This window comes from Acinetobacter sp. Gutcm_16 (genome assembly GCF_028649355.1).
Classification (GTDB): domain Bacteria; phylum Pseudomonadota; class Gammaproteobacteria; order Pseudomonadales; family Moraxellaceae; genus Acinetobacter; species Acinetobacter johnsonii.
This window is the reverse complement of the sequence record NZ_JAQSUV010000033.1, coordinates 93,912-115,256: the sequence shown is the minus strand read 5'-3', so window position 1 is coordinate 115,256 and position 21,345 is coordinate 93,912. Positions and strand designations below refer to the sequence as shown.

Annotated in this window: 18 protein-coding genes; 4 read left to right on the top strand and 14 right to left on the bottom strand. The window is 43.9% G+C overall.

Going from position 1 to position 21,345, the window contains the following annotated elements; genetic code table 11:
• Positions 1–320 precede the first annotated feature (320 nt).
• A complete protein-coding gene (locus PTT44_RS11095) occupies positions 321–1,106 on the bottom strand; it encodes a 3-hydroxybutyrate dehydrogenase (RefSeq protein WP_148826550.1) in 786 nt (261 codons plus the stop codon).
• Between the two features lie 38 nt (positions 1,107–1,144).
• Positions 1,145–2,569, bottom strand: a complete 1,425-nt coding sequence (locus tag PTT44_RS11090) for a GntP family permease (protein ID WP_078426036.1) — start codon at positions 2,567–2,569, stop codon at positions 1,145–1,147.
• A 575-nt stretch (positions 2,570–3,144) separates the two neighbouring features.
• Between PTT44_RS11090 and PTT44_RS11085 the strand changes: the two genes are divergently transcribed.
• The 4 genes from PTT44_RS11085 to PTT44_RS11070 all read left to right on the top strand — a co-directional run bounded on the left by PTT44_RS11085 (position 3,145) and on the right by PTT44_RS11070 (position 6,244).
• Positions 3,145–4,026, top strand: coding sequence for a LysR family transcriptional regulator (locus PTT44_RS11085; protein WP_168158424.1), 882 nt, complete (start codon positions 3,145–3,147; stop codon positions 4,024–4,026).
• Positions 4,027–4,249: 223 nt separating this feature from the next.
• The gene (locus PTT44_RS11080; RefSeq protein WP_168158425.1) at positions 4,250–4,954 is read left to right on the top strand and encodes a CoA transferase subunit A; all 705 of its coding nucleotides are present in this window, start codon (positions 4,250–4,252) and stop codon (positions 4,952–4,954) included.
• A gap of 2 nt (positions 4,955–4,956) precedes the next feature.
• Positions 4,957–5,604 (top strand): CoA transferase subunit B, encoded by a 648-nt coding sequence (locus tag PTT44_RS11075; RefSeq protein ID WP_168158426.1) that lies wholly within the window; start codon positions 4,957–4,959, stop codon positions 5,602–5,604.
• A gap of 253 nt (positions 5,605–5,857) precedes the next feature.
• Positions 5,858–6,244: a carboxymuconolactone decarboxylase family protein gene (locus tag PTT44_RS11070; protein ID WP_004981378.1), complete on the top strand. Its 387-nt coding sequence runs from the start codon at positions 5,858–5,860 to the stop codon at positions 6,242–6,244.
• A gap of 98 nt (positions 6,245–6,342) precedes the next feature.
• Here the strand turns inward: PTT44_RS11070 and PTT44_RS11065 are convergent, their stop codons facing one another.
• The 12 genes from PTT44_RS11065 to PTT44_RS11010 form a co-directional block, all read right to left on the bottom strand.
• Positions 6,343–8,469 (bottom strand): TonB-dependent receptor, encoded by a 2,127-nt coding sequence (locus PTT44_RS11065; protein ID WP_273795656.1) that lies wholly within the window; start codon positions 8,467–8,469, stop codon positions 6,343–6,345.
• A gap of 94 nt (positions 8,470–8,563) precedes the next feature.
• The gene (locus tag PTT44_RS11060) at positions 8,564–10,987 is read right to left on the bottom strand and encodes a glucose/quinate/shikimate family membrane-bound PQQ-dependent dehydrogenase (RefSeq protein WP_168158427.1); all 2,424 of its coding nucleotides are present in this window, start codon (positions 10,985–10,987) and stop codon (positions 8,564–8,566) included.
• Positions 10,988–11,166: 179 nt separating this feature from the next.
• A complete protein-coding gene (locus PTT44_RS11055) occupies positions 11,167–12,489 on the bottom strand; it encodes a carbohydrate porin (protein WP_168158428.1) in 1,323 nt (440 codons plus the stop codon).
• A 60-nt stretch (positions 12,490–12,549) separates the two neighbouring features.
• Positions 12,550–14,010: a NosD domain-containing protein gene (locus PTT44_RS11050; RefSeq protein ID WP_168158429.1), complete on the bottom strand. Its 1,461-nt coding sequence runs from the start codon at positions 14,008–14,010 to the stop codon at positions 12,550–12,552.
• Positions 14,011–14,054: 44 nt separating this feature from the next.
• The gene (gene aroD / locus PTT44_RS11045; RefSeq protein ID WP_168158430.1) at positions 14,055–14,912 is read right to left on the bottom strand and encodes a type I 3-dehydroquinate dehydratase; all 858 of its coding nucleotides are present in this window, start codon (positions 14,910–14,912) and stop codon (positions 14,055–14,057) included.
• A 156-nt stretch (positions 14,913–15,068) separates the two neighbouring features.
• Entirely contained in the window at positions 15,069–15,698 is a 630-nt protein-coding gene (pcaG, locus tag PTT44_RS11040) for a protocatechuate 3,4-dioxygenase subunit alpha (RefSeq protein ID WP_168158431.1), read from the bottom strand.
• Between the two features lie 15 nt (positions 15,699–15,713).
• A complete protein-coding gene (gene pcaH, locus PTT44_RS11035; RefSeq protein ID WP_168158432.1) occupies positions 15,714–16,439 on the bottom strand; it encodes a protocatechuate 3,4-dioxygenase subunit beta in 726 nt (241 codons plus the stop codon).
• A 26-nt stretch (positions 16,440–16,465) separates the two neighbouring features.
• Positions 16,466–16,900, bottom strand: coding sequence for a 4-carboxymuconolactone decarboxylase (gene pcaC / locus PTT44_RS11030; protein WP_168158433.1), 435 nt, complete (start codon positions 16,898–16,900; stop codon positions 16,466–16,468).
• 14 nt (positions 16,901–16,914) lie between these two features.
• Positions 16,915–18,270: an MFS transporter gene (locus PTT44_RS11025; RefSeq protein ID WP_168158434.1), complete on the bottom strand. Its 1,356-nt coding sequence runs from the start codon at positions 18,268–18,270 to the stop codon at positions 16,915–16,917.
• Between the two features lie 42 nt (positions 18,271–18,312).
• Positions 18,313–19,089 (bottom strand): 3-oxoadipate enol-lactonase, encoded by a 777-nt coding sequence (gene pcaD, locus PTT44_RS11020; RefSeq protein ID WP_171527515.1) that lies wholly within the window; start codon positions 19,087–19,089, stop codon positions 18,313–18,315.
• Between the two features lie 8 nt (positions 19,090–19,097).
• Positions 19,098–20,453 (bottom strand): 3-carboxy-cis,cis-muconate cycloisomerase, encoded by a 1,356-nt coding sequence (gene pcaB / locus PTT44_RS11015; RefSeq protein ID WP_168158436.1) that lies wholly within the window; start codon positions 20,451–20,453, stop codon positions 19,098–19,100.
• A gap of 22 nt (positions 20,454–20,475) precedes the next feature.
• A partial coding sequence (locus PTT44_RS11010; protein ID WP_273795645.1) for an acetyl-CoA C-acyltransferase occupies positions 20,476–21,345 on the bottom strand: 870 nt, incomplete at its 5' end.

Sequence of the window (21,345 nt, the reverse complement as noted above, 5' to 3'; positions counted from 1 at the left end):
CTGAGAGTTCTCTGTACCTATTGATTTTGTGATTTCTCGGGCTCATTTGTATCGTCGTTATGCATCCATTTTATCCTTAATCTCTTGATTTAATTGATCTACATTAAACCCTTCATCCTTGTTAAGTAAAACTTTGAACTATAAATCAGAAAAAGAGAAAGGATTTGAAAATCTTCAGTCTATAACTCTATATTTACCGAGTCATTCACCAAGCTCACCACTTATTTAAACCTAGGTCTTTCTGCAAAACTTCTCGCTATAAAAAAGCCTCAGATGCGAACATCCGAGGCTTTCAATTTTTAAACGGGTGCTGAGCTAAGTTATTGCGCGGTATAACCACCATCCATCACCACGGCTTGACCCGTTACACCGCCCGCCTTATCACTGGCAAGGAAGATTGCATAATCCGCAATTTCTTCGACACTGAGTAAGCGTTTTTGCGGCACCATCGCCAAAATCACATCTTCTAATGCACTTTGTTCACTGACATTTCGGGTTTTAGCCAAGTCATGAATTTGACCGCGTACCAACGGTGTATCGACATAGCCCGGACACAGAGCATTCACGGTGATGCCATCGCGCGCACACTCTAAAGCGGCCACTTTGGTCAAACCAATCACACCGTGCTTAGCACTGTTGTAACCAGCCTTGCCAGCAAATCCAATTAATCCATTAATCGAAGCCATATTAATCACACGACCAAACTGCTGTGCTTTCATGATTGGAAATGCGTACTTAATGCCAATGAACGACCCCACCAACATGACATTAATCAGCTTTTGATAGACCGCGGTTGGAAAGTCTTCAATCACTGCAACATGCTGAAAACCCGCATTATTAATGAGGATGTCCAACCGCCCATAGGTTTTCTGAGTCAGTTCAATCGCTGTTTTATATGCCTCTTCATCGGTCACATCGCAAGGCGCAGACAATGCTTCAAAACCTTGCTTTTGAAGTGCCGCCACAGTTTCAGCACACTTCTGGGCATTCATATCAGAAATGACAACTTTGGCACCTTCACTGGCAAATTTCTTTGCAATTTCATGTCCAATACCACTGGCTGAACCTGTAATAAATGCCACTTTATCTTTTAACAGTTGACTCATGATGTACTCCGTTGGCTTCTTTTTTTCATTCCAAAGTCTTAAACAATACCAAACCAAGTAAAGGCAGCAATAGCAACAAATACCGCGATGGTTTTAATAATCGTGATGGCAAAAATGTCTTTATACGATTGTTTATGGGTTAAACCTGTCACAGCAAGCAAGGTAATCACGGCGCCGTTATGCGGTAAGGTATCCATACCGCCTGATGCCATCGCAACAATACGGTGCATGACTTCAGGTGGAATTCCCATGGCTAAAATCGCAGCATTGTACTGATCAGCCATCGCACTTAAAGCGATACTCATACCGCCAGAGGCTGAACCCGTCACACCCGCTAAGACTGTCGTGGTAACCGCACCATTGACCAGTGGATTGGTAAAAGTATTGCCCAATGCATGACTAATAATCGCAAAGCCCGGTAAGGCCGCAATAATCGCACCAAAACCATATTCAGATGCGGTATTCATCACGGCAAGTAAAGACCCGCCAATACTGGCATTGACGCCATCTTTGAAGCCCGTATAGACACGACGGAAGTCAAATGAAATTGCCGCAATGATCCCCACAATTAAGGCTAAACCCACGGCCCAAATGGCAGAGGTTTTCGCAACATCGACAGTGTAAGCTGCAAGTCCAATGGCATTGAAATCAAAACCGTTTGGATACCATTCTTTAATTGCAGTGGATAAATACTTATTGGTCACAGCAACTAAAATAAGAGGTACAAAAGCCAACCATTGACGCGCGGTAGAACCATTCGAGGTTGTATCTAAGTTCTGTTTAAGTTGTTGTTGCTCGGCTTCTGTCAGCTCAATACCTGTGGCATAACCATCGCCATTTCGAGCAGCTACACGGCGACGCCATTCCAAATAGCTCAGGCCCGTTGCTAGAACAAATACACCACCAATCAAACCAAGAAAAGGCGCTGCATAAATATCTGTACCAAAAAAGGTCGTCGGAATAACGTTTTGAATTTGCGGGGTTCCCGGCAAGGCATCCATGGTAAAGGTAAATGCACCAAGGGCAATGGTTCCCGGAATCAAACGCTTTGGAATGTTGGCTTGTCTAAAGAGTTGATTTGCAAATGGATAAACTGCAAAGACCACCACAAAGAGACTGACGCCGCTATAGGTTAAAATCGCCCCTAAAAGTACAACAGTTAACATCGCATTTTTAGAACCAATCAGGTTCACAATGGTTTTGGCAATGGATTCTGCAATCCCTGACATTTCAACCACTTTACCGAAGATGGCACCGAGTAAAAACACCAAGAAATAATCTTTAATAAACCCAACCATTTTGGGCATAAATACGCCTGAATAAAAAGGCAAAACGTTAGCAGGGTTTATCAGTAAAACCGCCAACAGGGCACAAATTGGTGCCATAAGAATGACAGAAAAACCTCTGTAGGCTGTATACATCAGTAGCCCAAGAGACAATAAAATTACACCCAAATCCCACATATTTTTTACTCCATCCTTAAAGAAAATATGTCTTGATGTGCTGTGATATTAATGGCGAATGATGTCAAATCTAGTTGAGTCACAGTGCAATCAGCCTGTGTAGAAAGACCGAATACGCATTCATAGACCGTCTATTTCCCTCATGACGAGATGTCTATTTGCACTCTGATCTATGTACTATATTTATCCATCAGAGCATTAATATTTCAGCTTATGGGTCAGACTATAATGCATATAAACCCATGCATTGTTTGAAAATAATCATTGAGTAAGAAGAAAAATTGATTAATATCCAAGCCCTAGTAAGACTGATAAAACTAATTGCATCAAGTTAAAGGTAAAATTTCACAATCGCACGAAATGACTATTTTTTATATTTTTCATTCAGTTAAAACATATTTTTACACACTATCATGCTCTTCGACTTATACTTCTTTGACGACTTGATAAAAATGACATCCACTTCCATCACTTGATCTGTTTTGACCGTCTGTTGTATTTTTTATGTAAACCATTTGAGAACAACACGTTCATTTTCATTCAACATCGTGTTGCATCATTGCTCAGGGAAGCTCATGACACTCAAACAATTAAAAGCCTTTTTGGTCCTTGCACGTACGCTTAATTATGCCAATGCAGCCAATGAGCTGTGTCTGAGCCAATCCGCTCTCAGCTTAAGCATTAAAACATTAGAAGAAGAACTCGGTGGAAAACTGTTTAAACGCAACACACGTCGGGTAGAAATCACCCTTGAAGGTCAGTCCCTCATTCCCTATGCCAAAAAGCTCTTGGCCAACTGGGAGGATATGGAAAAAGATGTCAAACAGCGCTTTAAACTCAACCGTGGCACTTTAAATATTGCCTCAATGCCCTTTGCAACCCATGCGGTACTCCCCGAAGTGATGCATGATTTTGCACAGCAGCATCCCAACATCAGTTTTTCAATCCATGACATCACCAATGAAAAAATCATTGAAAAGGTTCAAGAAGGCATTTTTGAGATTGGTATTTGTTTTGAACCCAAGGCCAATGACCAACTGATTTTTCAGCCTATATTCAATGAAGACTTTTTGGCTCTCTTGCCCAAACACCACGTCTTAGCCAAACAAAAAAGCGTGACATGGCTTGAACTCTGCTCTTGTCCTTTTGTGACCTTACAAAACCCCTCAATTATTCGGCATGTGATTGAGGAACATTGTGCTGCGCTTCAAGTGGTGTTGGATTTGAAAGTCGAATGTCACCAAATCAGTTCCCTTTCACACTTTGTCGCCTATGGTATGGGCGTCAGTGCTATTCCACGGCATTTCCAAAAATTCATCGACCTTGAAAAAAATGTGTTGGTTGAAATTGAGGACAATCAAGCACAACTCGCAGTGGGCATTATTTATAAAAAAGATTATGAACTGTCTAACATTTCATCCCAATTTATTGAAACCACACTTTGGCATCATTTCTAAGCTAAGTTCTCCCTTTCTCTAAGCGAAACTGAAGCTAAACCTTGATAGTTCAAAATAAGCAGTACGATTATTTGCATAGCTTTGGCTATTCTTTTATCTATTTTTCTTCGTAAATATTCTGCATTAATGAGTTTTTCTTATTATACGTTAGAAAGATTCAATTTCTAAAAAGTGCAGCGCAATGCTAAAAAAATAACAAGCAAGGAAGATCAGGAAATAAAAGATGAATAAAGTCGTCGCAAATGCAGCCGAAGCATTGGCTGATGTGGTTGCCAATAATCAAACCGTTGCCGTGGGTGGTTTTGGCCTCTGTGGTATTCCAGAAGCATTAATTGATGCCTTAAAAGATACAGGTGTCACAGGTTTAACCTGTATTTCGAATAATGCAGGTGTGGATGGCTTTGGTTTAGGTAAATTATTAGAAACCAAACAAATTAAAAAAATGATTGCCTCTTATGTCGGTGAAAACAAAGAGTTTGAGCGTCAGTATCTCAATGGTGAACTTGAAGTTGAGCTCACCCCGCAAGGTACACTCGCAGAAAAACTACGTTCAGGCGGCGCAGGTATTCCTGCATTTTTCACCCAAACAGGTGTAGGCACCCTCATTGCCGAAGGCAAAGAAGCCCGCGACTTTGATGGTCGTCCACATATTTTAGAAATGTCTCTCACTGCGGACATTGCTTTAGTGAAAGCCTACAAAGCCGATAAAGCCGGTAACTTGGTATTCCGTAAAACAGCACGTAACTTTAACCCTGACTGTGCAATGGCAGGCAAATTCACGATTGCCGAAGTTGAACAGGTGGTTGAAATTGGTGAAATCGATCCAGATGACATCCATTTACCGGGTATCTATATCAACCGTGTTGTGCTAAATGCCACCCCCAAAAAGCAGATCGAACAACTGACCATTAAAGCAGAGGAAGCTTAATCATGGCTTGGACACGTAATGAAATGGCGCAGCGTGCTGCCCTTGAACTCGAAGATGGTTTTTATGTCAACTTAGGTATTGGCTTGCCGACTTTAGTGGCCAATTATCTGCCAGAAGGGATCAATGTTTGGTTACAGTCAGAAAATGGCTTACTCGGCATTGATGAATTTCCAACCCGTGATGCAGTCGATGCAGACTTGATTAATGCAGGAAAACAAACCGTCACCGCACGTAAAGGTGCTGCATTTTTCTCAAGCTCAGAATCTTTTGCCATGATTCGGGGTGGACATGTCAATATTGCTATTTTAGGTGCAATGGAAGTCTCTGAAACAGGCGACTTGGCAAACTGGATGATTCCGGGTAAAAAAGTCAAAGGCATGGGCGGTGCAATGGACTTGGTTTCTGGTGTACAAAAAGTTGTGGTTCTGATGGAACACTGTGCCAAAGATGGCACACCAAAAATCATGCCTCAATGTACCCTACCACTCACGGGTAAAGCTGTCGTCAGCCGTATCATTACTGACTTAGGCGTGATGGATATCACTACTGAAGGTGTGAAACTGGTTGAATTGGCACGCGATGTAAGCCTAGAACAAATCCAGAAAGCGACTGGTTTAACACTGATTGTCAGTGATTTTAAAGCCGCTTAGTACAAAACGATATCATTCAAAGCAGCTTCGGCTGCTTTGTTATTGAGTTCAATCAAAAAGGTTTTCAGTTCCAATAGGCATTTTTATAGCCTTTCAATCAAGTATAAAAACCATCATCAGCTTGATCAAGAGTATCTCTATACTTCCAAATATATTGAAGGATGACTCCTGCGCACATCTTTTCAACCTAAATATCGGATGAAAAACCAAACCGCTCGGCTACTATATTTGCACTCCACATTCAGAGGTTTCCATGTCACAACAAGATTATGAAAATGGTTTAAAAGTTCGCACAGAAGTCATGGGCGAATCTTTTGTTAAACGTGCTCAGGACAATACTGTACCTTTCACCCAACCTTTGCAGGACTGGATTAATGAACATGCTTGGGGCTCAACATGGCAACGTGAAGGTGTCTTACCGCGTAAATATCGCTCGTTAATTACCATTGCATTTTTGACGGCACAAAAGAGTCCAACTGAGCTGAAAGGTCACGTTCGCGGTGCGTTGAATAACGGTGCAACGGTTGAAGAAATTCAAGAAGTCCTTTTGCACAGTTTGCCTTATTGCGGCGCACCTGCGACTCAAGAGGCGTTCCGTGCTGCGCTGGAAGTGATTCAGGAATATCAAAGCAATTCATAAATAGATTATGCGCCATACAAAAGCCTCTTTTGCAGTTGTATGGCGCGATTCATCTGGTTTGGCTATGCAGCATTTTTTGCCTAGCCAAACCATTTCCATTAAAAGGCTTTAGTCACACTCATGCCAACGCTAAAGTTTCGACCATCGGCAGGTTCAAAGAAGCGACTATTGCCATCATTCACAATCACTGAGCCAACATAGTTACGGTCAAACAGGTTATCGACTCGGGCATAGCTGTTTACTTTCCAGTTACGGTTTACCCATAAATAGCCGACATTTGCAGCCACAACGGTATAACTTGGCGCAATATCTGAGTTGATATCATCGACATAAATTTTATCCATATAGCGTGCTTCTAAGCCTGCTTGAAAGCCCTGTTCAGGTTGCCATGCAATACGAGTAAATGCTTGATTTTTAGCAATTCCGGGAATCTTATTTCCTTTATCAATTGCTTTTGCATATGGAGTAGTTGGGTTATTTGGATTCGCTATTTCTGCTGTATAACTATCAAATTCAGCATCAATATAACTAAAGCTAGATTGAATGTTGAGTTCTTTCCAAATCGTTTGTTGCCATGAAAGCTCTAAACCTTGTCGTGTGGTTTGATCTGCATTACGAAAAGTCGCACGACCATCACGTGTTCCCGCTGTCACTATATCGTTTTCTGTATCTGTCTGGAAAATAGCAAAAGTGAAGAGCCCGAATGGATTCTGCGACTTTAGACCCAGCTCATAGTTATCACTACTTGCTGCTTTTAACGCAAAATTCATACCCGATTTCGAAGGATCAGTGTTATAAGCCATTTCAGTAAAGGTTGGTGTTTCAAAGCCTTTGCCATAACTGGCATAGGTATAAAGTTCCGGTAAAATTTCCCAGCCTAAAGCCACAGAAGGCAATAATTTTTGATAATCCGTTGAACCACTGTCATCACCATTTTTATCAATGATGTAATGATCATCTGACTCATAATGTACATTGCTATAGCGTAAGCCTGTATCAAGATGCCACGTGGGTAAGAATTGCCATGAGGCCTGCACATATGGATCTAAATTCCACAGGGTATTATTTTCATTACGGCGTAAATCACCTTTCACGCCAAAGTTGCTTTTATTATCATAATTTTTATAGCCTTTACGGTCTTCAACCATTCGGTCTAAAGCCACACCAGCAACCAAACTTGTATTCGGCAAAAGTGCTTTTCCTGTCCAACGGAAGTCTGCACCATAGTAATCTCGGTCAAAATCAATCACGCCACCTGCATGGCGATCATTCTCTTGTGGCCCCTTTGGAATCGACTGATATTGTACGACCTGTCGGTTGCCCAAATAGAACATGCTATACAACTCTTGCTGGTCATTCAGCGGCTTAGTCCACGTCAGTCCTGTTTGGGTTTGTTCAATTTCTTTACGCACATTATAGGTATTGGTATGGTCATTCACTTGCTTCGGATTGGCTTTCCACTGCTCACGACTAAGACCTTGTGGATCATCGGCATCAATATCGACACGGTTCATCACCCAGTTGATTTTACTGCCATCCTCTAAGTTCCACGTCAGTTTGGCATTATTCAGTACTTTTTGTGCTGCACTATGGTCTCGAAAACCATCGGTATCAAAATAAGAAGAACTAATCACATAAGCGGGTTGATTGGCCTGTTCGGAACCCCCTTGTAATTGGATATTGGCTTGTTGCTTATGATGGCTGCCTGCATTGAGTCCCAATTGGATTGAGTCTTTCCCTTGTCCTTCTTTGCTCTCAGCCAAAATGGTTCCCCCTGATGAGTTACCATATAAAGATGAAAATGGCCCTGTCAGCACTTCGATATGATCCAAACTATTGAGGTCAATATTGGAACTTTGCCCTTGACCATCAGGCATGGTCGCAGGAATACCATCGACATACATCCGAATGCCACGCACGCCAAAAGTCGAACGAGCGCCAAAGCCACGCATCGAAATCTGTAAGTCTTGCGCATAGTTTTCACGGTTATTAATTTGTAAGCCTGCAACCCCTTGTAAAACTTCCGATAGGTTTACATTGGCATTGTTTTGTACTGTAGCAGCTTGGACTTTTTGAATGGATGCAGAAGTCGATAACAACTCGCTATCGGTATGTACCGCTTGGACGGTGATGACAGGAAGTTGATATTCTGTCGTTTCTGCATAAGCATGCATAGATTGTAAAATAACCGCAGTCAATAAGGCTTGTTTAAAAGGCGCATGCATCAAATAAGTTAATCGCACAATATTTCCTTGCTTGTTATTACCATAAAAATGGGAAGCCTATCATCTCGACAGGCTTTCCATACAATAAAACGTTTTAATCGGCTAAGCTATACGCAACCACATAATCACCATGATCAGGCGACTGACGCGCCCCACCTGCGGAAATGACCACATATTGCTTGCCTGTTTTTGGAGAAATGTAGCTCATCGGTGTCCCTTGGCTACCTACGGGTAAACGCGCTTTCCATAACTCTTCACCATTAGATGAATTGAAGGCGCGCAAGTAGAAGTCTTGTGTTGCAGCAAAAAACACTAAACCACCTTGAGTCGCCATTGGACCACCAATGGTTGGCATACCAATCGGCGCTTTTAAGCCCATTTTAATACCCATTGGACCAGTATCTTCAACCGTACCTAAAGGCACCTGCCAAGCCACTTGACGGGTTTTCATATCAATCGCCGTCATGGTTCCGAAAGGTGGTTTTTGGCATGGAATGCCCAATACCGACATAAAGCGGTTTTTATTCACTTTATACGGTGTACCTTTCATTGGCACTGCGCCCATACCTGTGTTGACCTTCTCTCCACCACTGGCTTCAAGTTTCAAGTCTTCAGGCGTTTGTTTAATTAGCTGAATCCACAAACCTAGGCGCATGTCGTTGACAAACATATAACGATGCGTTGGGTCAAATGCAATACTGCCCCAGTTCATCCCACCCAACGAACCCGGAAAACTTAAAGATATATCAGAACCCGGTGCAGTAAAGAGACCGTCATAACGCATCGATTTAAAGTTAATACGACACATCAACTGGTCAAATGGCGTTGCACCCCACATGTCCGATTCAGTCAAAGTTTGATTGCCAATTTGTGGCATTTCAACTGAACGTGGCTGAGTTGCGCTGTATTGCTCATCAGGAATATCTGCAGCTTTTACAGGCTGTTCAATGACTTTAGTCAATGGCTGACCCGTAACACGATCGAGTACAAAGAACTGCCCTGACTTGGTGCCAATGACAACAGCAGGTTTGGTTTGCCCATTTTGCATCGGAAAATCGACCAAGCTTGGCTGCATAGGTAAATCGAAGTCCCAAAGATCATTGTGAACGGTTTGATAAACCCACTTCTCTTGACCTGTGGTTGCATCCAAAGCCAAAACAGAAGAATTGTACTTATGGTCTACAGGTTGACGGTTTCCACCCCAGACATCGACCGATGAACTTCCCATCGGTAAAAACACCGTGTTCATTTGTGGGTCATAGGACATTGCCGCCCAAGAGTTTGCCGAGCTACGTTTATAGATTTCACCCGGTTTCAGGACATAGTTTGGATTTGGGTTACGTGGATCAAAAGCCCAGCGTAGCTGCCCAGTAATCACATCATAAGCACGAATCACACCACCGGGCATATCCGCTGCAAAGTTATCAGCAATACGACTTCCAACGATGATACTGGTGCCTGCAATGGTTGGCGCCGAAGTCACTTCAAAACGAGGCGCTTGCGTGCCCGCACCTAGACCCTCCAGTAAGTTCACCGTTCCATCGACACCAAAGTCTTTACAGCGTTCGCCTGTATCGGCATTGACTGCAATTAAACGACCGTCAGGTGTATTGGTATAAACACGACGTGGACATGCGGTATTGTTTGCCACCGCTGTCACCGCACTTGCACCGGCTAAAGTCGGTTGTACCAAGGCTTGAGTCGAGTCAAAGTAACTCACACCACGGCAACGCTCCCAAGCATCCGCTTTAGAGTTCACTTCAGCCTTCCAGACTTGTTTACCTGTATCTGCATCTAAAGCAATGATGTTGTTATGCGGTGTACATAAAAAGACTTTATCGCCCACCTGTAAAGGGGTGAGCTGGTCTTCTGCACCATTACCCGTACCTGTGGTCATATCGCCTGTTTGAAAGCGCCATGCTTCCTTTAACTTAGATACATTATTTCGGTTGATCTGATCCAACGCAGCAAAACGACTACCACCGGCATCATTACCATAGTGCGACCAATTCACTTGTTGGGTTTGAGCTGTTACAGGCACTAGGGGTAGTTCTTCACCACTGGCTTTTACCGTTGGATGTGGAATAAACATGCCATACAAACCACCGAGCATACCTAACACCGTTAAACTACCTAAGGCATAAGCGGGTGCTGAAGGCGCAATTTGAAATTGGTACTTACGAATAGCAGGTAAGGTAAAACACAGTGCGGCAAATAAACCCGCAGGAAACATTAAACGTGAATGGAGTGCCCAAAAATCCCAACCTGCATCAAACAGTGCCCAAACCACGGTTCCAAGAAAAACCAGTGCAAAAATCCAGACACCCAGTGCTTTTTTTCTAAAAATAAATATTGCGGAAATGGTGGTCAATAAACCTGCAATAAGGAAGTACCATGAACCACCTAAACTGATCAGTTTTCCACCACCGATTAAATAAAATAAGCCAGTCAGCAATAAAGCTAAGCCTAATATAAAGCACCATATTTTAAATATGGGTTGAGATTGCGCTTCGGACATACTTTTTACTCCAAATGCTGTGTTTTAAATGATCTCGCCTACTTTGTTTTGAGCATCATTCACACCACATCCAAACTTTGAGCATCCACAATTAACTTGCTTCAACAATGAAAAAAAGAGCATTTAAATTCAGCAATCACATCACTGATATTTTAAACACTCTTCCACTTCAAATACGATTAAAAATTCACCTTAACGCTAAGGCCCGCCACCCATGCGTCATCTACTTCTTTCACCCCAGAAGGTTGATAGATATATTGCAAGTTGGGTCTGAGCATCACCGCAGGAGACCATTGATACGTATAGTTCAACTCGACATTGAGTTCGTCATGTTGAATTGGGACATAATCGCTGGCGAGCGCGTCATAACTGTAATAACCACGACCTTCATTGATGGAGATTTGCTTGTCCGTCGCACGATCATTCACTACATAATTGGCTAAGCCAAAACCGATGGAATCATTTGGACGGCTATCAAAAGGACCTTTGTACCAAAGTGCCAGTTGTTGTGTACTTTCTACAGCGGTCGTGTCTCGGTCATTGATGACCCCATTGAAACTGATATATAAACCGCGCTTCGGATCAGCCCCGTGTTGAGTCAGTTGTTGTTGAGCATTCAACCAAAAACTATATTTACCATCGTGGATTTCTCCTGATGTACCCACATCTTTAGCTTCTGCTGTGGAATACAGTGCACCGAGTTTATATTCACCCGGTAAGCCATTAAATGTGGCAAGTTTTGGTTTCCACGCCAGTTCAACTGGAATGGTCGCCCCTTCGACATTGTCCATATCGAGGTTAAAGCCATCACTGTCTGAGTCTGTTTTGACATTGTCTGGGTTGACTTCATAGACGCCAGCGCCAAGTGACCAGTCTGGTGCAAATTGGTATTTAACATTGGTGCCCCATAAGCTGACAGGCCAGTTATACCAAATCGAACCGATGGACTTACCTAACTGCCCACCACACAAAAGTAAGTTCTGAAACTCACATTGCGAGCTGTTAAAGTCATCAGACATGCCCATACGACCAATTTTGAATTGGACACGGTTGTCGTCAAATCCTGTTTTGATCCAAGCCTGAGTTAAGCGCCAAATTTTGCCACGACCATAAATTTCTTGGCTGTTGCCCAAGGTACTGGCACGAGGGTCTTTAATTCGTTCAAGCGTTAGGGCGTTACCATCACGTTTGGTAATCATTAAGCCGGCTGTGGTATTTTCCCAACCTGCAATTTTATTTAAATCAAAATTAGCACCCAGTGTGAGCTGCGCGGCATTGTCAAAACTTCTGTCATCGTTATAACCACCCGCCAAATTGGTCGCTGCTTGGCTCATAATCGAAGCTGTAAATTTATAGCCTTGATCTTCCAGTAGCTTCCGCTCACCATTCCAATCACCGAATAACCATTGACGGTCTGCTGAATAAAATTCATTGGCTGAAGCCAATTGGCAACCAAATAATGCCAATGAAAGTGTGCCGATTCTTAATAATCGTTGTTGCATACCAAACATCCTTTTTAGTGAGGAAAGCTCAACTCAGGTGAGCTTTCCATGCGGTTTTTATTATTTAATGCGAACGGCTGGACTCAGTTCAGAAGTTGCACCCAAATGGTCGGTCACATTCGCTGTCACACTTGCAGCACCATTCAATGCTTTCCACGTTGCTCGACCTTGACCTTGTGCATTGGTTGTCACAACTTGAGTCCCTAAATACTGTTCAGCTTCTTGACTATTCGCTTGATGATTGGCAAAGAATTCAACCTGATAACGCTGATTCGGTTGCCCTTGAACTACAGCGGTGACTTGACCTTTGCTATAGCTTAAACGTGGAGCTTGGATATTTTGGTTTGGCATCGCATTACAGCCTTGTTCATTTGGCTGTGTACAGGTTTTTTGCAGTTTGGCATCTTCAATGACTACGCCGCCACCACGAGAACCGACAAAGCCAGCATGTTCAAGCGCAGGCACAGCAAACACAATGGCACCTAAACGCTGATTAGGTACACACGAGCCACCCGCTTCACAGCGTTTAATATCTTTGCCATTGCCCCAAATTAGGTTTTTGGTCAGGGTGGTACGGGCATTGGCATCTTTTTCTGAACGAATGGCTATCCCTAAACGGTTACCATGCACTTTATTGCTGTCAAAAATGTTGCCATCACCCGTGAGGTTAAAGCCTATCGAATTGTTGGTCAGTTCGTTATAGGCGATGTAATTGCGCTTACCCCAGTTAATTTGCAAACCATCAGAGTAGTTTTCAAATTTATTCCCCACCACCGCATTGTCATTGCCCCACAGGATTTCAATACCCTGAGACGACTCTGGATTGGCTTTGGTTGAAGTAAATAAGTTGTTGGCCACAAGGTTAAATGCCGCTCCACGCGTCAGCTCTAAACCATCACCATTATCGACAAACAAGTTGTTCAAGACTTTGTTGTTATTGGTGGTGGTCGAGGTCGGATTGCCCTTACCGTCATCACCCGTCAACATCACGCCTGAGCCACCGTAGTTATTACTGATACGGTTATGTTGAATCAAGTTATTGCTTGAACGATTCACCAAAACGCCAATACAAAAACGATGAATATCCAGACCTTTTAGCGTCACACCATTCACATCTTGCAGAACCAGACCCGGCAAAGTCGTGGTACGGACATTGGTGCCGTACTGTTCAGGGTTTGCCCCCGGACATGCTTTCGCACCTTCACCTTTAATATAGTTTGAACCATCAATCGCAATAAACTCGCCCGTTTTGTCCCATTGCATCCCAATAATCTTCACTGAAGATTTGATCGGCGGTAAAGCTTGATTCAGCTTAATCACATAAGGCGCTTTGCCGACTGCCTGAATCTGGATTTCATTTTCTTGTGTCGCATTGGCATTAGATTGTTCAATTGCCCAACGCAGTGAACCTTTTGCACTATCGTCCTGATAGCGATCCACAATATAAGTTTCTGCACTGACCAAACCTGATGCCGCTAAACTCAAAACCAATGTGGTCAAACGTAAAATTGATGGTTTCATATTTTAAATCCTTTTCTATCCTTGAAGATGAATAACACAGTGCATTAAGGGGTCGGTTGTACTGTTTTCAGCAACTGTTTAAGTTGAGTCACATCAATTTGACCCGGTGCAGAGGCTTCACCAATCATGCCGAAACTTAGGCTGCCGCCCATGTTGGCAGTCGCGACACGAGAAATCGTACCCAACTGTCCCATCGACATGGTGAGAAGTGGTTTTTGACTTTTTTGACTCACAGCCAACGTGGCATTCATAAGGGTAAAGACATCTTGTTTTGACTTTGGCATCACCGCAATTTTTAGAATGTCGGCACCCATCTGATCTTGTTTGAGCAGACGGTTTTCAATGTCTTGTTGCTCAGGTGTTTTGGCAAAATCATGATTTGACATGATCACCAACACGTTCTTGTCATGTGCCAATTTGGTTAATTTCGCTACACTGCCTGCATCACGGAACATTTCGATATCCAGCAATTGCATAAATGGCTTTTTCAGGTATTCACGATAAATCTTTTCATAGTCTTGGTCAGACACCGTCATTTTCCCGCCTTCGTTATGGGTACGAATGGTCGCAATCAACGGTTTGTCTTTTAAAATTTGATTCAACTGCTGACCCAGTGCAATCACTTTTTTAGTGTCGGCAGAAAATTCCAATAAGTCGATGCGAAACTCAGCCACATCTGCGTTTGAGTTGCTAGCAATCACTTGCGCTTGCGCAATCGCTTGCTCTGCTGTCTTTGCAGTAATCGGCACAATGGTTTTGACAGGTAAGTCACCAATATTGAGGTTTTTCACCATATAGTGTTGTGTCGCAGGGGCAATTTCGACTGCAAATGCCGTAGGCATTGCCGCTAAAACAGCACTGCTTAAGCAGAGTTGCATTGCTAATTTTTTGATGGTAATCATTACATTTCCTTGTATTTTCAAACTATTGCCTGACTTCTGTCATCAATGGTAAACATACGTGGGATGAATGAAATGGGTCATACCATCACCACGTATAAACTTGGATCATTGCAGCAAGAGCAGCAATCAAATAGCTGCGCTTGCCAATTCTGACAATTAGATGTCTAAGAAGACCGTTTCATCTTCACCTTGAATACGAATGTCAAAGCGATACACCACTTCGCCATCACGTTCTTCACGCTTGGCAATTAAAGTCTGACGACGCGGTGCCCACTCAATGCCTTTCAGCACTGGGTCTTGCGCATTCGCTTCTGCTTCATCATCAAAATAAACACGTGTGTTTAAGCCAATGTTAATTCCGCGAGCAAAGATGATCAGCGCAATATGCGGTGCCTGAGTTGTCCCTTTACGTCCCGGAACCGAACCCGGTTTAATGGTATTGAAACTCCAAAAACCAGTTTCGAAGTCTGCGCCTGTACGTCCCCAACCGAGGAAGTTCGGATCGACCACTTTGCCTTGAATATCAGCCGCACTTGGATACACACCGTTGGCATCCGCCTGCCAGATTTCAATCAATACATCACGTAACGGCAAGCCTAAACCGTCGAACACTTGACCTTCTAAGCGAATACGTTCGCCTAAAGTATTTTCTTTAACTAGCTGGTTGTTAAAGTTATTTTCAAAGACTTCAATGTTGGCTTGTTGTGGTAACAAACCAATGTGTACGTATGGTCCACCTGTTTGAGATGGAGTTTCATGCAATTCTTGAAAGTTCCAATTGTTCATGTTGTTCTCCCTGAATTAAGTCAAATCATTTTCGAAATAAGTCGCACGACGACCACGTAAAGTGATGTCAAAGCGGTAACAACGGCTGTCTGCTTCAATGAAGTTGCTCTTGTCTTCCAAGGCAATCAATGCACGACGTTGTTCTTCCGAAGGAATGGTTTTAATAATTGGACACGAATCAATTAGCGTATCGCCTTCAAAGTAGAACTGAGAAATAAGACGTTGCGCCCAACCATCAGCAATCAAAGAGAAATGGATATGCGCAGGACGCCATTCATTAATACGGTTACGCCAAGGGTACGGGCCCGGCTTAATGGTACGGAACACAAAATAGCCATTAGCATCCGTCATCATGCGGCCACAGCCGCCAAAGTTCGGGTCCATCGCACCAATAAACTGATCATTTGGATGACGATAACGACCAGAAGCATTGGCTTGCCACACTTCGAGCAAAGCATTTTTAACTGGACGCCCAAACTGATCACGCACATAACCATACACAATAATACGCTCGCCAATCGGCAGGCCTTCTTTGGCATAGTTCAAAATCAAATCGTTATCTTTAGGCCCAAACTGCTCCGCACTAAACTGCGGTGAAGTCACTTCAGTTAAAGTTTCTGCAATCGAAATCAACGCATTTTTTGGCGAGCGTAATACACTGGTTTTATAGCCAGGTGCATATGCTGGCGGATGATCATCGGTATTGCGTTGTGCATAAGCACCTAAAATAAGTTGCGACATGTGACGTCCCTCTTAATCTTGTTCCATTACTCTTGATTCGTTTGTTCTTGGCTAAGCTGCTGTTCGCTCAGTTTTTGCGGGGCAATACCCAAATCTTCGAAAACTTCTTCTGCCATGTGCATGGCTGCATTGGCTGCGGGTAAACCGGCATACAGAGAACAGTGCAAAATCAACTCTTTTAAATCGTCTTTGGTCACACCATTGTTAAAACAAGCACGTAAATGCATACGTAGTTCGTCTTCACGGCCCAATGCTAATAAAACAGCAATGGTGACTAAGCTACGGGTATGGCGCGGCATGCCTGGTCTAGACCAGACTTCGCCCCACGCAAAACGGCTAATAAAGTTTTGGAAGTCAGCATTGAAATCATTCAAGTTCTCAAGTGAACGACCGACATGCTTTTCACCCAGCACTTCAGTGCGTACGGTGATTCCTTGTTCATAACGTTGTTCATCATTCATGGGAGAAACCTCAATTAGGTCGCATCGGTATGTGCGACCAGTGATTTAACAAAAATAGCGACCGCTGCTGCTGTTGCTGGAATTAACAGCAGACTTAAAATGGCAGTAAATGACCAGTCATTACCCAGTAAAACTGCGCCGATCCATGCACCAAATACCGCACCAAAACGTCCAATCCCAGACATCCACGCCACACCTGTTGCACGGCATTGGGTTGGATAAAAACGAGCACTCAATGCTGGCATTGCCGACTGTGCACCATTAATTGCAACACCTGCACAAAGCACTAAAATGGCAAGTAAGGTTGGATTTGCTAAGCTCTGACCAACGGCAAAAGCAAAGATCCCAGCAACAAAATAGAAGCCTGCAATAATGCGGTTCGGATTGAAACGGTCCATTGCCCAGCCAATAAATAAAGCACTGAGTACACCGCCAAACTGGAATAAACCACCAATAAATGCAGCACGTTCCATGGTTGCGCCAGTTTCACGCATTAAGGTTGGTAACCAACTGGTGAGTAGATAAATCATCACCAAACCCATGAAGTAAGTTAGCCACAATAAAACTGTACCTTTGACATATTTTTGAGAGAACAGCATGCTAAACACACCTTTCTTCTCTGCACCTTCGGTTTTTTCTTCAGGTACATGAAACTCAGTCACACCCTGTACTTGCGTCGGTGCAATACGCGTTAGAATTTTGCGAACTTTTTCGCTATCACGACCTTTCACAATCAAGAAACGATAAGATTCTGGCAAGAAGAAAATCACCAAGATCATCAATATCAGTGGCGACCAACCGCCCAATAAAAATAAGCTGTGCCAACCAAAAGTTGGGATCAACCAACTGCTGATGAAACCACCTGTCGCCATCCCCAAGTTGTAACCACAGAACATACAAGTCACGAGTAGCGAGCGAGAGCGTTGTGGGCAATATTCAGAAAATAGCGTGGTTGCATTCGGCATCGCTGCACCCAAACCAATACCGGTTAAAAAGCGCAGTACCACCAAGGTATTTAAATCAGCCGCATATGCTGATGCTAAAGTAAAGCCACCAAAAATCAGCATCGAAACACTTAAAACAATCTTTCGCCCAAAGCGGTCAGCGGTTGGACCAGACACTAGAGCACCAATGATCATGCCACCTAAAGCCGCACTCATGACTGGACCCAGTTGCGAGCGGTCTATCCCCCAGTCTTGTGCCAAGGCTGGAGCAATAAAACCCATTGCCGCAGTATCAATACCATCAACAAAAACAATGAGAAAACATACAATTGCGATCAACCACTGATATTTGCTAATCGGTGCATCATTAATCAGTGCTTGTGCGTCTATACTCGTTTTTTGAGTAGCGTATTCCTGAGACGCCATACCTGCCTCCTTGGGCTGAAAGTCCTTTTAAAAATCCTTAAACTATTGAATCGATCCAATGAACTGACTGAGAGTTTGGTTAAACAGCTCAGGTTGCTCAATATTGGAAAGATGCGATGCATCAATCACCGCTAATTCACTCTTTTGAATCTGTTGTTGCATAAAGACGCCATCTGCTACTGTGGTAACTGGGTCAAGTGCGCCTGCAATTACTAAAGTTGGAATCTGAATCTGTTGAATTTGAGTAGATAGATCTGCTTGCGCGAGCGCTCGGCAAGATTCTGCATAGCCCAGTGCTGGTGTAGTCGCTAAAGACTGAATGGTGCGCTGCGCCAAAGCATCGTGTTGATAATCAAACTGCTCACTAAACCAGCGTGTATGCGTGGTCGCGACCAAATCTGCTAAGCCATTGGCTGTCACAGCATCTGCACGCGCATTCCAACCTTCTTCAGTCCAAATTTTGGCTGCTGAATTCGCCACAGTGATGCTATGAAAACGATCTGCATGGTGAATACCGAGCCACAAAGCCGTCATGCCGCCCATTGAAATCCCGCAAAAATGCGCTTTTTCAATGTTTAAACCGTTCAGAATATCAATCACATCTTCTGCAAGATTTTGTACAGTGGTCTGCTCAATCACATCGCTATGACCATGACCACGCGTGTCATAAGTCACGACTTTGAACTGTTGTTCGAAGGCAGCAACTTGTGGCTGCCACATGCCTTTATCTGTACCCAATGAGTTTGAAAATACAATCACAGGTGCATGGTCTTGCCCACTGATTGCAACAGATAAAGTCTTGCCTTGACGATTGGTCATCGTGATATTCACTTTGCCTCTCCTTTTGCTTCTTGCAACACCGCATCAATCTGGTCTTGAATATTGCCTAGATATGACGCAGGTTTAAAAATTTCTGAAATCTGAGCAGCGCTAAACAAGTCTTTGACTTGATCCAATTCCGCAATCACATCTTTTAAGTGCACACCTTTTTCAACGGCTGTTTTACATGCTGCTTCAACCACATGGTGCGCCTGTAAACGTCCGATGTGTGGTGCCAATGCCATCATTACAGCTTCCGCCATGATCAAACCCTGCGTGCAATCCAAATTGCGTTGCATATTTTCAGCATTGACTTGCATGCCTTGTAATACGTCTAAAGTCCGTTCTAAAGCACCCGCACAGAGTTGGAAAATTTCAGGCAATGCCAACCATTCTGCATGCCATCCACCTAGACTACGCTCATGTTCCTGAACCATGCTTTGGTACAAACTCGACATCAGTACAGGTACACGATTGGCTGCTGCCAAAACGGATGCCGCAGCAACAGGATTACGCTTGTGTGGCATCGTCGATGATCCTCCACGCCCTTTCGCTGCAGGCTCAAACACTTCTGCAATTTCAGTTTGCATCATCAATGACCAGTCACGCGCCATTTTGCCCAGACTGCCCGTCACTATTGCGAGGACACTCGCCACTTCAACAATACGATCACGCTCGCCATGCCAAGTACAGCTTGGAACAGAAAGTTGTAACTGTACTGCAAATGCCTGAACCACTGCTGTACCTTGATGCTGCAAAGAAGCCAATGAACCAACCGCACCACCCAATTGCGCAGTAAAAACACGCGCTTTCATGGCTTCAATACGGGCTAAATCACGATGAAATGCCGAAGCCCAACGCGCGAATTTATGCCCCAAAGTAATCGGCAACCCTTGCTGCAACCATGTGCGTCCAATCATCACTTGTGCACGATATTGTTCAGCCTGGGTCAATGCAGTGCGGTAGCATTGTTGAATTAAAGCTTCCACCTGTTGTAGCGCAGCACGACATTGCAAAATACAAGCTGTATCTAAAATGTCTTGACTGGTTGCGCCCCAATGCACATAACGTGCAGCATTTTCATCGCTTTGTTTCACAATCGCAGTCAATTGCTTCACAAAAGGAATCGCGATATTGCCCGCCAAACCTGTTGCAATCGCTAATGCATCAAAGTCAACCTGATCAATTGCAGTTGCTGCAATGTTTGAAATTGCTGTTGCCGCAGATTCTGAAATAACACCGACCTGAGCCTGCGCTTGTGCCAAGGCAACTTCCGCCTCAATCATGTAAGACACCAACGCACGGTCACTGAAAATTTCAGTCACCTCGTTTTGGTAAAATAAGCTGGCATATAACTGGCTCATGATCGCTATCCTTAACTCTGCTTTAAACCCGCTGAATAATCATTGCAATACCTTGACCGACACCAATACACATTGAACATAAGGCATAAGTCCCTCCGGTTTGTTCTAACTGGTTTAGAGCCGTCGTGACTAAGCGTGCGCCCGATGCACCGAGTGGATGACCAATAGCAATTGCGCCACCGTTTGGATTCACTTGTGTCGTGTCATCCGCCAGACCCAGATCACGCGTGACGGCAAGTGCCTGTGCTGCAAAGGCTTCATTCAGCTCAATCACATCCATTTGTTCAATGCTGAGATTGGCTTGTTTCAGCAATTTCTTAATCGCAGGTGCTGGAGCAAAGCCCATGATGCGCGGTTCAACTCCCACAGCTGTAGAGGCAATGATCTTGGCACGCGGTTTAAGTCGGTACTGTTCAACCGCTTGTTCCGAAGCGATCAGTACAGCAGCCGCACCGTCATTGATGCCTGACGCGTTTCCCGCTGTGACGGTGCCTTCTGCTGTGACGACTGGCTTCAGTTTCGCCAAACCTGCTAATGTGGTCGATGCACGCGGATGTTCATCCGTGTCCACCACAATTGGATCACCCTTACGCTGAGGAATGCTCACTGGGATGATCTCATGTGTAAAAAAGCCTTGAGCTTGCGCGGTTGCGGTGCGCTGTTGACTCGCCAAGGCAAACTGGTCTTGATCTGCGCGATCAATATTAAATTGTTGCGCCACGTTCTCTGCAGTCTGTGGCATGGTTTCGACACCATACATGGCTTTCAACTTCGGATTGATAAAACGCCAGCCCATGGTGGTGTCTTCAATCTTCTGGCTACGGCCATAAGCTGTTTCTGATTTACCCATGACAAAAGGTGCACGAGACATACTTTCGACGCCACCTGCGAT

What these genes read in the sequence shown, in the direction of transcription:
- PTT44_RS11050 (WP_168158429.1), bottom strand. Translation starts at nt 14,010, where the DNA reads ATGAAACCATCAATTTTACGTTTGACCACATTGGTTTTGAGTTTAGCG.
- aroD (WP_168158430.1), bottom strand. Translation starts at nt 14,912, where the DNA reads ATGATTACCATCAAAAAATTAGCAATGCAACTCTGCTTAAGCAGTGCT.
- pcaD (WP_171527515.1), bottom strand. Translation starts at nt 19,089, where the DNA reads ATGACCAATCGTCAAGGCAAGACTTTATCTGTTGCAATCAGTGGGCAA.
- PTT44_RS11025 (WP_168158434.1), bottom strand. Translation starts at nt 18,270, where the DNA reads ATGGCGTCTCAGGAATACGCTACTCAAAAAACGAGTATAGACGCACAA.
- pcaG (WP_168158431.1), bottom strand. Translation starts at nt 15,698, where the DNA reads ATGAACAATTGGAACTTTCAAGAATTGCATGAAACTCCATCTCAAACA.
- PTT44_RS11095 (WP_148826550.1), bottom strand. Translation starts at nt 1,106, where the DNA reads ATGAGTCAACTGTTAAAAGATAAAGTGGCATTTATTACAGGTTCAGCC.
- PTT44_RS11090 (WP_078426036.1), bottom strand. Translation starts at nt 2,569, where the DNA reads ATGTGGGATTTGGGTGTAATTTTATTGTCTCTTGGGCTACTGATGTAT.
- pcaB (WP_168158436.1), bottom strand. Translation starts at nt 20,453, where the DNA reads ATGAGCCAGTTATATGCCAGCTTATTTTACCAAAACGAGGTGACTGAA.
- PTT44_RS11060 (WP_168158427.1), bottom strand. Translation starts at nt 10,987, where the DNA reads ATGTCCGAAGCGCAATCTCAACCCATATTTAAAATATGGTGCTTTATA.
- PTT44_RS11065 (WP_273795656.1), bottom strand. Translation starts at nt 8,469, where the DNA reads ATGCATGCGCCTTTTAAACAAGCCTTATTGACTGCGGTTATTTTACAA.
- PTT44_RS11080 (WP_168158425.1), top strand. Translation starts at nt 4,250, where the DNA reads ATGAATAAAGTCGTCGCAAATGCAGCCGAAGCATTGGCTGATGTGGTT.
- pcaC (WP_168158433.1), bottom strand. Translation starts at nt 16,900, where the DNA reads ATGAATGATGAACAACGTTATGAACAAGGAATCACCGTACGCACTGAA.
- PTT44_RS11085 (WP_168158424.1), top strand. Translation starts at nt 3,145, where the DNA reads ATGACACTCAAACAATTAAAAGCCTTTTTGGTCCTTGCACGTACGCTT.
- PTT44_RS11075 (WP_168158426.1), top strand. Translation starts at nt 4,957, where the DNA reads ATGGCTTGGACACGTAATGAAATGGCGCAGCGTGCTGCCCTTGAACTC.
- PTT44_RS11055 (WP_168158428.1), bottom strand. Translation starts at nt 12,489, where the DNA reads ATGCAACAACGATTATTAAGAATCGGCACACTTTCATTGGCATTATTT.
- PTT44_RS11070 (WP_004981378.1), top strand. Translation starts at nt 5,858, where the DNA reads ATGTCACAACAAGATTATGAAAATGGTTTAAAAGTTCGCACAGAAGTC.
- pcaH (WP_168158432.1), bottom strand. Translation starts at nt 16,439, where the DNA reads ATGTCGCAACTTATTTTAGGTGCTTATGCACAACGCAATACCGATGAT.